The following is a 13,137-nucleotide window of genomic DNA, read 5'->3' as shown; positions in this document are numbered from 1 at the left end:
TGCCGCCTTGGTATGTGGCATCAACCCGTAGCCTATCTTCTGGACGAAAATCTTGTCGCTTGTCTGAGACGTGGCCTTGAAACGGTCCTTTATCTTACGACAGGTGTCAGGGATGCGACCACATGAAAGAATGACAATGTCGACGACAGTCTCAGTGTTGTTCAAAGGTGTTCTCCAGGCCGTTAGGGATTTTCGAGCCTTTCGTGTCGGGAGCCTCGTCGGGTCGCTCCATGCGCCCGTAACGCGCGATGATCTTGATGTCGCTTTTGAGGATCCTTGCCGGATTGCCAGCGACCAGCGAGCGGGACGGAACGTTCTTCGTCACCACCGAGCCTGAACCAATGACGCATTCGTCGCCGATTTCAATACCAGGTAGAATGATGCTGCGTGCGCCAATAAAGCAGCGCTTGCCGATGCGCGTGTCGAGATAAAGACCGCGGCTTAGATCATGTGTCAGTATCGCTGCATCAAAAGCAATATAGGTTTCAGCACCGATATGAACGCCTTTGGGATTGGTACGATCAAGCTTCGCGCTTAAAGAGAAGTTCGCAGTGGGGTGGATATCCATGCCCCAGATCTTGGTGAAGTACAGCCATTTGACCTTGACGATCGCGTTGCGCAGGGGTTTGAAAGCGTTCAGTCCCCATTTCGGCTTTCGGACACGTGGCGTCATAATGTGTTCCCCAATTTTTTATAGTACCCGAGAACCGCGTCGTAATAGTCCTCCAGTAGTGCCGTCTGCCGGTTCAGGTCAAAGTTTTGACTGACGAAGATCGGCGCGCGCCTGCTGAATTCATTCCATAGGGCCTGGTCGCTTAGAAGATTGCCGATGGCGTTCGCCATACCGGTGACATCGCGTTCTGCAAGAAGGAAGCCGGTTTCTCCGTCCTTCACTGCCTCACCAACTCCGCCCGATCGAAACGCAACAACAGGCGTTCCGACAGCCTGCGCCTCAAGATTAGCGAGCCCGAACGCTTCTGCGTGTCCGTTATCGAGTGTTACGCTGCCATGCAGATAAAGTTCTGCCTCACTCAGAAGTTCGCGGATACCGTCTTGAGACAGGTTCTCATGAACGGTGACGTTCGGAAGCTTGCGTTTCGCCAGTTCCATTATTCTGTCGCGTTCCGGCCCTTGGCCCACCATTGCAAACTCAAGGTCGATACCTTGCTTTGCAACCCGCTCCAGGGCTTCGATCATCAGCCTGTGCCCTTTATATTCTACAAAGCGGGCAATCGACACAACGAGGCCTTTGCGACGTGGTGTGGCTGCCGGGCTGAAGCGCGATGTATCGATGCCAATGTAATGCCTTTGAATACGCGCCTCGGGAAAGCCCTTCTCCAGCAACTTTTCTTTGATGAAGTCGGAGACGGCAATCGACCAGTTAAATGGCCACGAGGCCATCTGCCGTCTGCCGTGCGAAAAGAAGCGCACCTGATTGAAGCCGCCAGGTTTTTTGGGGTCGCCATCATATGTGGCATCGAAACCATGAAAGGTCGTGATCAACGGCTTGTTGGCCCTTCGAGCCAATGGACCCACGACATAGCCATTCTTGCCAAAATGGGCATGGATCAAATCCGCATTATGCACAGGCGGGAAAAGCGATGGCACTGGCAGGCGCGGAACCTTCAGGAGCAACTCACCTGCACGCATCCTACTGGACGACCTAATATCATGCACACGCAGCCCGCTATTCTTTGTATGAGCGGAGTTTATACGCTTGCCAGCCATTATTTCCGTGTCGAAATGATGAAAACCTTCCGCCTGATTTATAATAAACGCCTGAGATGACGGCAAAAAATTCTCAAGATAAATCAACAGCTTTTTCATGTAATAACCCACATGGTCGGTATTTCGACGGCCAGCTGAGGTCTAGTCGATTTTTTTTATTATGACTATATGAGGATGGCCGTTTTATCGCTACGCATTTGTTCGACGCATAAAAATACAACTAGGTGATAAATTTGTCTCACATGAATGATGTTGTACGCTAGGTGTTAATTTAAGAAATTACGAATATACGCTTGAATTACCGCGAAATTAATTTGCAGAATTCAAGGAAAGCACAATAATGGAGGTTCTTACTGTTTCCGCACCTCCACCGGTAATTTCAATTATTAAGAGGCTACTTAGGCCAGCGGTAAATATTCGCTCCGACGAAAGCATAGCTCTTAAAAAAGAACTTCGTTGGGCTTTGTGATTTTGTGAATAGGTCGGCAAGCTTCGTTCACGTGATTAGCCTTGAGACGGAAACGCTGAAATCGTTAGAGGGATAACGACTACTCAAACGAGAAATCCGTCAGTAATCACCTCAGAATGGCGATTAATGTTGTTCTATTAATCGGTTGACGTGGGTGCGTAGCGCCGAATTCCAGCTCGAATGCCTCGCATGTAACGCGACCGCCAGATAGCCCAGAATCGCAACTTTGAGTTGCTAAATGGCGACAGAAGGAATGCTCGTAAACTCCAATATCCACTATCCAGCCAAGTCTGCAACGGAACACCTAAAAAACGCATTCCCGATGGAACTCGATCCGGGAAAAGCGCTGGAATTCCGTATCCCAACCTTTCAGCCCGCTCCTGAACCCAAACCTCGTTGACGCTCGACGCCGGTATCCAGTGGTGTACAACCGCGTCACAGCAGCGCCAGCACTTCACACCTCGCGCAGCTACGCGCATAGCGATGTCCTGGTCTTCTCCCATCGCGAATATTGGACTTGGCGACGGTCCGAGGTCCTCGCGATAACGAATGTCGCCAAGAACAGAGCGCCTAACAAACGTGTTAGGCCCCCAAATCTTAGTTGCATCGCATGGCTCACTTTTGTTGGATTCAATGATAGCAAAGGTTGATCCCATCGGGATCCACTTTATGAAATCCGCAGTAGGGCGGGTCTCCCAGTCAGGAAGGATGCATCCCCCAAAGAGGCCATAGTTAGGATGCCGATCCGCGCAATCAGAGATAGCTTCGAGCCAGCGCGGATCGGCCCTGATGTCGTCATCAGTGAAAACGAGGATTTTGCCCGACGCTTCTGCCAGTGCGCGATTCATAGCTCCAGATTTTCCTGGCACCTTGTGGCGCAGTATTTTCAAGGGCAACCGCGGAGCGTATTCGCTGAGCAAAGGAAATGTGCCATCAGTGCTATTGTTGTCGACAACGATTACTTCCCAACGATCTCTCGGCAGCGTCTGTTCGATCAGCGAATCGAGCATATAGCGTAAGCGGCGGCTTGCGCCGTTGTACGAAGACAAAACTACGCTGACATCCATCGGAAATTCCTATCTTGGATCTACTCGAACTTAATTTCTTCCTAAGTACCTTCAATGAGTTATTGAATAGGTGGCTATCTCATGCTCGGCGCCTGTCGAGGTTTTCCAGAAGACAACCCATAAAATGTAATGAGTTGAGTTCTGTCCCGCTCTGAAGTCCGCGAATGCGGTCTTGAGACATGTTCTCATGACCGCTGACACGCAGGCTGCTATTCTTCGTATGAGCGGAGTTTATACGCTTGCCAGCCATTCTTTCCGTGTCGAAACGATGAAAACCTTCCGTCTGATTGATAATAAACGCCTGAGATGACGGCAAAAAATTCTCAAGATAAATCAACAGCTTCTTCATGCAATGACCCACATGATCGGTATTTCGCCAGCCAGGCGACGTTTAGACGATTTTTTTTCTTATGCCTATATAAAGCTCGTCGATTTAACCCCTGATAGTTGCTCGATACGTGAAAATGGAATTGGGTGGCAAATTTATCGCACATAAAATATGTTTCATATCAAGTGTAAAGGGCGAAAAGGTTGAGCAGGAACTTCAGATTCGTCAGAACGCAATAAGTCCTGTATTTAAGAGATCGATAATAAAAGAATCTAATATTTGGGCAGTCGCTCGTTTTGTCGGGAAATGTCACTCCTGAAGAGTTTTTAGCAACATTGATTTAGTGTGTTGCGCTAATAATATTGTTATCTTTTGGATTATGCTGTAAGTCAAAGTCGTGTGATCTTCTCTCGCAGGTCTGCTTGAACATTGTTGACGTCGTTATCTGGCCAGTAAGGCCAAGCATATCGCCATGTCCGCAAGTCGTCGGGAGAGTGTGCGCGCTGAGTTCATGCCGGCGTCGTGTTATGTATCTGTTGCAATGGAAACGAGGCGTATAAATCGTGTCGAAGTTTAATAAGCAAGCTTTGAACATCACCACCGGTGATGCATTGCGACGGTCTTGGTGGGCATTCGTAGGCGTGGGGTTGGCGAGCGCGCTGATCAATATACTTTATCTGACCGGCTCGTTTTATATGCTGCAGGTCTACGACAGGGTTCTTCCAAGCAAAAGCCTCCCGACGTTGGTGTCGTTGTCTATCCTCGCTCTGCTGCTGTACCTGTTTCAGGGTTGGTTCGAGATCATCCGTAGCCGCATTCTTGTGCGCATCGCCGCATCTGTGGACGAGTTGCTGAACGGGCGGGTTTTCCAGGCCATGCTGCAGATGCCATTCAAGGCTCGGATTCCTGGCGACGGGATGCAGCCAATCCGCGATTTTGACCACATCCGTAGTTTTCTGTCGGGTATGGGGCCTCCCGCATTCTTCGATCTGCCTTGGCTGCCTTTCTATGTGGCGATTTGCTTTATGTTCCACCCGGTCATTGGCTGGATGGCGATTTTCGGCGCCGTCGTTCTTGCTGGCTTGACCTACCTGACCAATGTAAGTTCGCGCACCCAGTCCAAGCTCGCAAATGAATCGTCCAACGTACGGAATGGATATGCCTCTTTGTCCCTGCGCAACGCAGAGGTCATCCGCGCTATGGGTATGGCCGGCAGGGTGGGGCAGATCTGGGAAGAAAAGAATGGTGCGCACCGCGTCCTGATGTGCTCTGCGTCGGATGTCGGCAATCAATATGCCGCGATTTCCAAAATCTTCCGAATGGCGCTGCAATCGGCTGTTCTTGCAGCTGGTGCCATTCTCGTCATGGACGGCAGTGCATCCGCCGGGATTATGATCGCTGCGTCTATCTTGACATCGCGTGCGCTTGCCCCCGTGGAGCTTGCGATAGCGAATTGGAAAGGTTTTGTGACCGCACGCGACGCTTGGCGGCGTACCAGCGATGTTTTGACTGCCACAGCTGAAAAGGCGCCGCCGCTCAAGCTCCCGCGACCAAGCCGCGTTTTGACTGTCGAAAAGCTTGCAGGGACCGCGCCTGGCAACAAGGGTTTGATCTTCATCGACGTCGATTTTACGGTTCAAGCAGGCAGTGCCGTCGGCATTATCGGCATGAGCGCTTCCGGAAAATCGGCAATGGCGCGTGTTCTTCTGCAGCTCTGGCCCACCGTTCGTGGTTCCGTACGCCTCGACGGCGCTGAGCTCAGCCAATGGAGCACGGAAGACCTTGGGAAGTATATTGGCTATCTGCCTCAGGACGTCGAATTGTTTAACGGCACCATTGCCGAGAACATAGCGCGTTTTCAGGAAGACGCTTCACCTGCCTCGATCATTGCCGCGGCGAAGGCGGCGCGTATCCATGATATGGTGATCCGCCTGCCCAACGGCTATGATACGGAAATCGGTGAGGGCGGAACACTGTTGTCCGCCGGTCAGCGTCAGCGCGTGGCACTTGCGCGCGCCCTGTATGGCGAGCCCTTCCTGATCGTTCTAGATGAGCCAAACTCCAACCTCGACGCCGATGGTGAAGAAGCCTTGAGCGAGGCTATTCTGAGCGTGAGAGCCCGCGGTGGGATCGTACTCGTCATCGCCCACCGCCCGAGCGTATTATCGAGCGTTGACCTCGTCATGGTGATGAATGGCGGCAGAATGAATGCCTTTGGCCCGAAAGATGAGGTTCTGGGGCGCGTTGTCAATAAGCCTGAGCGTCAGCTTCAGGTGGTTGTCGATACCACTAAGACGAAAAGCTAAGCGATCATGACCACATCCAAGATGCAGGAAAGAATGACTGCTGGCTGGGCCGAGAGATCCTTGCGCCGCCATTTGGTGGCAGTGCTGGCGGGGTCATTTGTTCTCGTCGGAGGGATCGGTGGCTGGGCCTATTCGCAGCAGATCGCGAGTGCCGTCATTGCCGCCGGTGTTGTTGTGGTGGATGGCAATGTAAAGAAGATTCAACACTTTAAAGGTGGTAATGTCAGCGAAATCTATGTGAGGGAAGGTCAGGAGGTCAAGGCCGGAGACGTTCTGTTCGAGCTTGATGGAACCAAGGAATACTCCTTGCGCGACCTGTACCAAGGGCAGCTGGTGCAGCTATATGTTCAACGTGCGCGGCTTATGGCGGAGATCAAGGGCGAAGACAAGATCGTAGCTCCTGAGGACATTCAGGGATTACCCGGGGTGGATGAGGTTCTGGCTCGGGAGCAGGATCTTCTGACGAGCCGTCGTCTTTCTCTCGAAGCCATGATCGAGCAGTTGAACTCTCGCCAGAGCCAGCTCGATGACGAGATCAGCGGTTATGATCTGCAGCTCAAGTCAAGCGATGATGCGGTTGCCTCTGCAAACCAGGAACTGGACATCCAGGAAAAACTTCTTGCTCAAAAAGTCGTCGGATCTCAACGCATGCTTCAATTGCGGCGTGAGAAAGCAAGCTACGAAAGCGACCGTAGCAAGCTTATATCCGCACGCGCATCAGCTCTGACACGTAAGGGCGAAATCAAGGCTCAGCTGATCAACATCAGCCAGACACGACTAACGGAAACATCCACCAGTCTTGCGGATAATCAACGTCAAATACTTGAGAACACCGAAAAGCTCAACTCGGTCAAAGACGAAATCGCTCGCCTTAAAATCACGACGCCAGTCAGCGGCCATGCTCTGCAACTGTCTGTGCACACGAAGAACGGCGTGATCGCACCAGGTCAAGATCTCGTTCTGATTGTTCCTGAAGATCAACAGTTGAACGTAGAAGCTCGCATTCAGACACGGGATGTCGATCAAATCCATCCTGGCCAAGAGGTGCGGCTCCGGTTTGCGGCGTTCAATCAAAGAACGACGCCAGAGGTCGAAGGTAAGGTCATCAATATCGGCGCAGATGCCATCACCGATCCGACGACGCGGCAGCTCTATTACCCTGTCAAAATTCAACCTGTACCGGAAAGCCTGGCAAAGCTCAAAGGCCTTGACCTCTATCCAGGAATGCCTGTCGAAGCGTTCGCTCACATCGAAGAGCGCACTGTTATGTCCTATCTTCTGAAGCCATTGCGTGATCAGATGGAACACGCTTTCAGAGAAGAATGACGATCAATCGCCAGCACGGCGAATTGTCAGTTTGAAAGCTTGTGACACATAGTCGCCTATTGGAGAGTAAGACAGCGTCTTAGCGTGCAACGCCTGCGGGAGCTTAGGCTTTGCGCGATGATGACAGAACGTTAGCCTTGCGGCAGTGCTCCATTCGATCCCAGCTAAGCCTCGCCGTCAGCCGCTCTCTTCATCTTTGACCTCAGACCCGAAGATGCTGGGCTGGGCATGAAATAGTAACTTCGGATGATCGCAAGCAACAGCTCATGCGTCTTATACAACGTTCGTCAGGCCGATGTTACGATAAGGTCTTCGCGTCGATAATGCTGGTGCAATATGCGCCAAAATTGAATATTTGGCTTTAGATTGCAATAACCAGTTCTTTTCACGGTAATTTTCGAGTTTTTGCTTAGGCTCTCATAAAAATAAAAATGATAATGGAGAGAAAAATGCAAAATCTATCGGTCAACTCTCGAATCGTAAAAGAAGTGTATTTTAGTCAGGAAGACGGGCAGTTGCGTATTCGCTTCCACAGTGGTGATGAGCGTCGATTCACCGGAGTGCCTGAAGCGGAGGTCATCGCCATGTGCGAGTCAGAGTCCCCCGGCAATTATTACATTGCCCGAATTCGGCGGCGTTTTCAGCCTCTCGCTGCATGAGGCATAGTCGCCAACTTCATTCATATAAATCCAGTTCGCGGTGTTGGGTTGGATCAATCCATCCTGATCAACCAAGCGGCATTGCCGCTCGGGTGATAAATGAACTGACCACCAGCTATAGTAGACTGCAGGCGAAAATCCACTGACGAGTACTTTGGATTTATTGTGGTCGACTACTGCTGCCAATGAATCTGCCTATTGGCCAGTGTCAACGGCAGAGGCGATAAGACTTATATCATAGTATCTTACGTAAAAGCCGCTTAGCGACGGCCATGGAAATCCCGATCCCAGTAATTCCAGCCGAAATAATCTCAGGTTGTATCATTAGGGTTATCAAATATTGTTAACGCAGTAGTCGCAATCAGAAAACTGCGACGATATATTATGTCAGTAAAAGACAGTATAGAAATTTATTGGAAATCGCTATATTTCTAGAAAAGACGATGATCTTGGTAATTGCCAAGAACAGCTCATGGCCTCTAACCGGTGTGGAATTAGTCGAAAACTAATTTTCCCAAAATGGCACATCTTTTCCCCTCTTAAGCGGATCTGTGGTAGGGTTGAAGAATATTATTCGGATAATTGTTAGATTATTCTAATGTATGTCCGCTATTTAGCTAATGTCGGTTAATGAATAAACCAGAAATAGTCAGGAAATCGAGTAGAGTTTAGCTTTGTTTCTTCAGTTTGGTATTGACATTTAGTAACCTCCGATAGATGGTGAATAAGAAGTTAACTGGCATTAAAAATTGCCGGACTTTTATAAAAAATGGCCTCATGGAGAGATTATTATGGCGAAGCCTGTAGCAACAACCGACTACGATACCATCTATATCAATGACCCTGATGCAACGATTTCTGGTAACATTACGGCGAACGACTCCACCGACAATGGTCAAATTTTCCTTCGCTCTTTGAACGGCGTTAGCGTTGGCGCGAAGCAGGGCCTTGATCAGGTCACCATCATCGAAGGCACCTATGGCACCTTCAAAGTTAGCCCGAACGGCAATTATACATATACCCTCAAGGCAGACATCGGCCCGGTACCTGCCGAAGGCTTTGTCGAGAGAGTAGGATACAAGATTTCCGATAGCAGCAAGCAGACCGACTACGATTACCTCGTCATCACCATCAAGCCGGAACACACGAAGCCTGTGGCCGTCGATCAGTCCGTATCGGTCAACGGCAACTCTGTGAGCGGTGACCTGACCGCTGAGGGTTACGTTTCCGTCAGCCGTGCTGGCGCTGAAAATCTTTTGACAGCAAACCCGAACGACTACAATTTCAAGTTCGTCCAGCCGGATGGCTCAACCGTCGTTTCTGGTCACTATGGTGATCTGCACATCCAGCGCGATGGTACATATACCTATGATCTGAATGATCTCGGCAAGGGTCTGACTGAAGCCGCAAGTGAAACTTTCCAGTTCCGTGTTTACGACGACGCATTTGGCGAGTTCCCGAACTCCCAGACAACCGATGTCGGCGTCTTGAAGATTTCCATTCCCCCTCACGGCGAGCCGGTTGGTGTTTGACGCCACCATTGCCTAGTGAACAGGGATTATCCCTTGTGAACGAGGTATGATATTTACAATTCAGAGATCGTGGGCCCAACTTTAGGTCGTTCGAATTTCTGAAGTGTATTGAAGGGAAATTGGGCAAGAGCCCGCCATTTTATGGCGGGCTCTTTTTTTCAAGTGTGCGCACTAAAGTGTTGTTTCTGCCAGTACGTACAGACTGAGGAGGCGCATCAACAATGGCCGGTGATATTAGCCTTTAGCTATATAAATTGGTCTGCTGCGATCGACTTCGTTATGTGATCGGCATTGATCTCGATTGAAATATATCCGGTATCCAGAACACTGCCATTCGAAACCTTATACTGGAAAGATTCTTTAAGAGTGCCGGAGAGATGGTCGATGCGATCGGTCTTGACCGTAAAGCTGTAGTCACCATCACTTTCAATATGTAGAACTCCGTATTTCCCCTCAATGTTCATTGTAGACCCGTTCTTGAACGATGTGCCATTGAGATTGCGGAGGGATAGCACATCATTATCCGAATGATCGTTGGCGAGAACATTGCCGGAAAGAGACAGATGATGGGCGTCACTAAATTTTAGCACGTCGTTTACTGCGACGATGGCTTTAGACGGTGCCGTTGTCGGAGCCTGGCTTGGGACCGGTACGGTTATCGCATCCGCTTTTGCGATGACGAGTGCGGGGGGAAGCTCGACCTTGACCGGGACAAGCACCTGACTCGCCGTCGTTAGAAATGTGCCGGAACTCTTGATCGGGGTTGAAATATAGATATCTCGACTGACGGTCTCGGTGATCTCATTTCCGTGAAAACTGCCGCTTGCAGGACGATCTACTTTCAGCGCTGCTTCGCTCAAGTCGTCGAAGTGGTTGCCCGAAATTTCAATGCCGCTGCGGACAAGTTTGTCTGTGCCTGCCGCGGTCACTGCGACACCCCAGACACCGTCATGAATGTGATTGCCGCTAATCACGTAGTTCTTAGCATCAACCGTTTGCCCAAGGCCGATCCCGTAAGACCAGCTGTAGCCCTTATAGTCAGAAATGTCGTTATTCTTAATCGTTATGTTCTGTCCCATGGCGCTGATGCCGAAGCCGCCACCTACGACGGTGTTTCCCTCGATCAGGGCGGTTTTCGCGTCGGCGATAACAAGAACGCCCTTCGCACTGCCATTCTCCCCCGTCATATCCAGTACGTTGTTTTTGACGACGATATCACTGCTGCCATTGATCTGGACCGCGTCGGCATTATGACCCTTTGCCTGGCCGATTGAATTGCCAGTCAGCACCGCGCCCTTGACGTTGAGCATCCAAACGCCATCGCCAGTGGTGCCGGAAATGTGGCTATTCGTGATGGTGATGTTGCTGCTGCTTTGGAAACTGATTGAGCCCGCCTTGGATGGCGTGCCAGTATCGGTGACCGTGACATTGTTGAGGGTCCAATTGCTGGCGCTACCGGCATAAACTGCGTTGCCCGCTGTCTTCTCGATCGCCAGATTTTCAATGACTATGTTGGATGTTTTGGAGCCGTAGATGCCCACGGAGCCGCCGGAAAGGACTGGCGGTTCGCCAGAGCCGTAACTGCCGAAGGTTATGGGCTTTTCTACTGTTCCTGAGTACTTGATATCGAGTTGACCGTGATATTCGGTGCCGGCGCTGAACAGAACGACGTCGCCCGCTTTCAGTTTGAGGTTGTTTACAGCTGCCAGAGAGGCGAGGGCGCTACCTGCCGATGTGCCTGCATTTGCGTCGGAACCGGTTTCGGAATTGACATAATAGGTTTTCATTGATGCCGCCCTTGCTCGCGTTTATGGGAACATCATCGCAAGGGCCGATTTCGGCACAGTAAAAAAAATAAATTGTATTTTACACAAGCCTAAATTTGTTAAAATCATAAAGCCAGGCCAGTAAAATTGAGAGATATAATCGATAATTACAAATATTTCTAAATCTGATTTTCTTATTTATAGATTTCGCCACGATAGGTCATGCGGAAATATTTTGATATCGAATTAATTATTTTATCCATCGGAATAAAAGTGCATTTCGGTGTTAATGGTTATCGAGTTTGAGAATGTATAGATATTTTATCTGTTTATTTATACTGCTGTGGGGGTTTATATTTTGCACGCCGCTGAAATTTATCTTTTGACCCGAGCACAGCAAAGCAGCGTGCGCGCCAACATTCGCTGCGCCATCAGGCGGGGACCGTTTGTATTATTCGCATTCACTTAATTAGTATAGATTAATATAAATGAAAACATCTGGTGATTTTTTCTATAACGATGTTCTGATCTTGAATATCTTTCAGGAATCTGTTTTTTATAAAGACCAAGAAATACGAGAACTTGAATCTCCGCGTGAAAATTAGACTTAGCGAAGACTCAGTGGCTTGCACGCGATGTTGAGAAATATCTTGAGCTATAGGTGAGTTTAAGTCTCGCCTTGAATTTGAGATGGGGCGAGTGGGCAGCAATTGGATACATTCCTTTTGAGATGGGTGATTTTCGTTGAAACGTAACGCTGAAAAACTCCATGTATTGGCAATTTCTTCGGGTGGCGGACACTGGGAGCAGCTTATGTTGGTTCTCGAGTCTTTCGAAAACGCAACATTTGCGTATGCCAACACGATCGAGGGGCTTGCCGAGAAGTCAGGTGTCTCACCTGCCTACATCGTCACGGATTGCAACCGCGACAACATGATGCAGAATGTGCGATGCGCTCTCGATGTGCTTCGGGTCATTCGAAAAGAGCGCCCTGATATCATCATATCGACTGGCGCTGCGCCGGGCATCATTGCACTGGCTCTTGGAAAGTTGTTCGGCGCGAAGACCATCTGGCTGGATAGCGTCGCGAACTCCGAAAAACTGTCGCTGAGCGGCAAGCTTGCGGGCAAGATTGCCGACCTTTGGTTGACGCAATGGAGCCATCTTGCCAGCGACAGAGGCCCGAAATATTTCGGGAGTGTTCTATGATCCTCCTGACGATCGGCACTCAGTTACCTTTTGATCGGTTGGTGAGGGCGGTTGACGAACTGGCGCTTCGGCTCGATGAGCCGATTTTCGGTCAGATCGGCAGTAAGGCGGAGTATGAGCCAAAGAACTTCGAGTATTGTCGGACCATGCGTCCGACCGAGTTTGATGGAAAGTTTCGTTCTGCACGGATTATCCTTTCCCACGCCGGGATAGGCACCGTGCTCTCGTCCCGTAAACACGGAAAGCCGATCGTCATCGTTCCGCGATTGGCGAAGTTCGGAGAGCACCGCAACGACCATCAACTTGCAACATGCGCGCAGCTTAAAAACAAGCAGGGGATTTACGTCGCTTCGGAGCTTGAAACGCTTTTTGACATTTTGTCCGCTCCCGCTCTTGATGTGCCTCTACACGGTGTCGTTTCGGCGGATAGAGCGCAACTGGTAAACGGAATCAAAGGTTTCACGCGCAGCATCCTCTCTCGCTGAGCGGGGGCTTAACGCGGGTCCAACTTGCGTCGTGCTCGGCTTTTGCTCTATCCGGGGCTAGATCTTGAAGAGCAGACGATACCAGGGCAACCATAAACGCCGATCATTACTGTCTTTCCGTGCGGCATTCCGTTCGGCCGGTGCTAGCGGTCCTAGAGTGGGTAGGCTTGTGTAAGGCGAAGCGGCCGACGCCGACCCGAATGTGACATTTGAACATATCGCCCGTTGCCAGGCTGCACTCAAATTCATGCCTTTTTGACGG

Annotated in this window: 11 protein-coding genes; 6 read left to right on the top strand and 5 right to left on the bottom strand. The window is 50.2% G+C overall.

Annotated elements, in window-relative coordinates:
* Positions 1-151: 151 nt before the first annotated feature.
* The 4 genes from QZ869_RS06815 to QZ869_RS06800 all read right to left on the bottom strand — a co-directional run bounded on the left by QZ869_RS06815 (position 152) and on the right by QZ869_RS06800 (position 3,613).
* Complete coding sequence (locus QZ869_RS06815; protein WP_296103469.1) at positions 152-673, bottom strand: DapH/DapD/GlmU-related protein; 522 nt, start codon at positions 671-673, stop codon at positions 152-154.
* Positions 670-1,827, bottom strand: coding sequence for a glycosyltransferase (locus QZ869_RS06810; RefSeq protein WP_296103468.1), 1,158 nt, complete (start codon positions 1,825-1,827; stop codon positions 670-672). The genes QZ869_RS06815 and QZ869_RS06810 overlap by 4 nt, the downstream gene beginning before the upstream one ends.
* 507 nt (positions 1,828-2,334) lie before the next feature.
* Positions 2,335-3,264, bottom strand: a complete 930-nt coding sequence (locus QZ869_RS06805; protein WP_296103466.1) for a glycosyltransferase family 2 protein — start codon at positions 3,262-3,264, stop codon at positions 2,335-2,337.
* A 79-nt stretch (positions 3,265-3,343) separates the two neighbouring features.
* Positions 3,344-3,613 carry a hypothetical protein gene (locus QZ869_RS06800; protein WP_296103462.1) on the bottom strand — a complete coding sequence of 90 codons (270 nt, stop codon included), beginning with the start codon at positions 3,611-3,613 and terminating at the stop codon, positions 3,344-3,346.
* A 566-nt stretch (positions 3,614-4,179) separates the two neighbouring features.
* On the opposite strand from QZ869_RS06800, the gene QZ869_RS06795 reads away from it, so the two are divergent.
* The 4 genes from QZ869_RS06795 to QZ869_RS06780 all read left to right on the top strand — a co-directional run bounded on the left by QZ869_RS06795 (position 4,180) and on the right by QZ869_RS06780 (position 9,415).
* Positions 4,180-5,898, top strand: a complete 1,719-nt coding sequence (locus tag QZ869_RS06795) for a type I secretion system permease/ATPase (RefSeq protein WP_296085233.1) — start codon at positions 4,180-4,182, stop codon at positions 5,896-5,898.
* Positions 5,899-5,973: 75 nt separating this feature from the next.
* Positions 5,974-7,224 carry an HlyD family type I secretion periplasmic adaptor subunit gene (locus QZ869_RS06790; protein WP_296103460.1) on the top strand — a complete coding sequence of 417 codons (1,251 nt, stop codon included), beginning with the start codon at positions 5,974-5,976 and terminating at the stop codon, positions 7,222-7,224.
* 449 nt (positions 7,225-7,673) lie between these two features.
* On the top strand, positions 7,674-7,883 hold the full coding sequence (locus QZ869_RS06785; protein WP_296099592.1) for a KTSC domain-containing protein: 210 nt from the start codon (positions 7,674-7,676) through the stop codon (positions 7,881-7,883).
* Between the two features lie 791 nt (positions 7,884-8,674).
* Positions 8,675-9,415, top strand: a complete 741-nt coding sequence (locus tag QZ869_RS06780) for an Ig-like domain-containing protein (RefSeq protein WP_296103455.1) — start codon at positions 8,675-8,677, stop codon at positions 9,413-9,415.
* 245 nt (positions 9,416-9,660) lie between these two features.
* On the opposite strand, the gene QZ869_RS06775 is transcribed toward QZ869_RS06780, so the two are convergent.
* Positions 9,661-11,202 carry a right-handed parallel beta-helix repeat-containing protein gene (locus QZ869_RS06775; protein WP_296103453.1) on the bottom strand — a complete coding sequence of 514 codons (1,542 nt, stop codon included), beginning with the start codon at positions 11,200-11,202 and terminating at the stop codon, positions 9,661-9,663.
* A gap of 792 nt (positions 11,203-11,994) precedes the next feature.
* Here QZ869_RS06775 and QZ869_RS06770 point away from each other — a divergent pair.
* Entirely contained in the window at positions 11,995-12,390 is a 396-nt protein-coding gene (locus tag QZ869_RS06770) for a glucuronosyltransferase (RefSeq protein WP_296103452.1), read from the top strand.
* Complete coding sequence (locus QZ869_RS06765; RefSeq protein ID WP_296103450.1) at positions 12,387-12,875, top strand: glycosyltransferase; 489 nt, start codon at positions 12,387-12,389, stop codon at positions 12,873-12,875. Before QZ869_RS06770 ends, QZ869_RS06765 begins: the two co-directional genes overlap by 4 nt.
* Positions 12,876-13,137 lie beyond the last annotated feature (262 nt).

Origin of the sequence: uncultured Agrobacterium sp., from assembly GCF_913777885.1 — a bacterium.
Lineage (GTDB): Bacteria > Pseudomonadota > Alphaproteobacteria > Rhizobiales > Rhizobiaceae > Agrobacterium.
Note: the sequence above shows the minus strand (reverse complement) of the source record. Positions and strands in the feature narration are given on the sequence as shown.

What these genes read in the sequence shown, in the direction of transcription:
- QZ869_RS06800 (WP_296103462.1), bottom strand. Translation starts at nt 3,613, where the DNA reads ATGAAGAAGCTGTTGATTTATCTTGAGAATTTTTTGCCGTCATCTCAG.
- QZ869_RS06810 (WP_296103468.1), bottom strand. Translation starts at nt 1,827, where the DNA reads ATGAAAAAGCTGTTGATTTATCTTGAGAATTTTTTGCCGTCATCTCAG.
- QZ869_RS06770 (WP_296103452.1), top strand. Translation starts at nt 11,995, where the DNA reads ATGTTGGTTCTCGAGTCTTTCGAAAACGCAACATTTGCGTATGCCAAC.
- QZ869_RS06780 (WP_296103455.1), top strand. Translation starts at nt 8,675, where the DNA reads ATGGCGAAGCCTGTAGCAACAACCGACTACGATACCATCTATATCAAT.
- QZ869_RS06785 (WP_296099592.1), top strand. Translation starts at nt 7,674, where the DNA reads ATGCAAAATCTATCGGTCAACTCTCGAATCGTAAAAGAAGTGTATTTT.
- QZ869_RS06775 (WP_296103453.1), bottom strand. Translation starts at nt 11,202, where the DNA reads ATGAAAACCTATTATGTCAATTCCGAAACCGGTTCCGACGCAAATGCA.
- QZ869_RS06805 (WP_296103466.1), bottom strand. Translation starts at nt 3,264, where the DNA reads ATGGATGTCAGCGTAGTTTTGTCTTCGTACAACGGCGCAAGCCGCCGC.
- QZ869_RS06765 (WP_296103450.1), top strand. Translation starts at nt 12,387, where the DNA reads ATGATCCTCCTGACGATCGGCACTCAGTTACCTTTTGATCGGTTGGTG.
- QZ869_RS06815 (WP_296103469.1), bottom strand. Translation starts at nt 673, where the DNA reads ATGACGCCACGTGTCCGAAAGCCGAAATGGGGACTGAACGCTTTCAAA.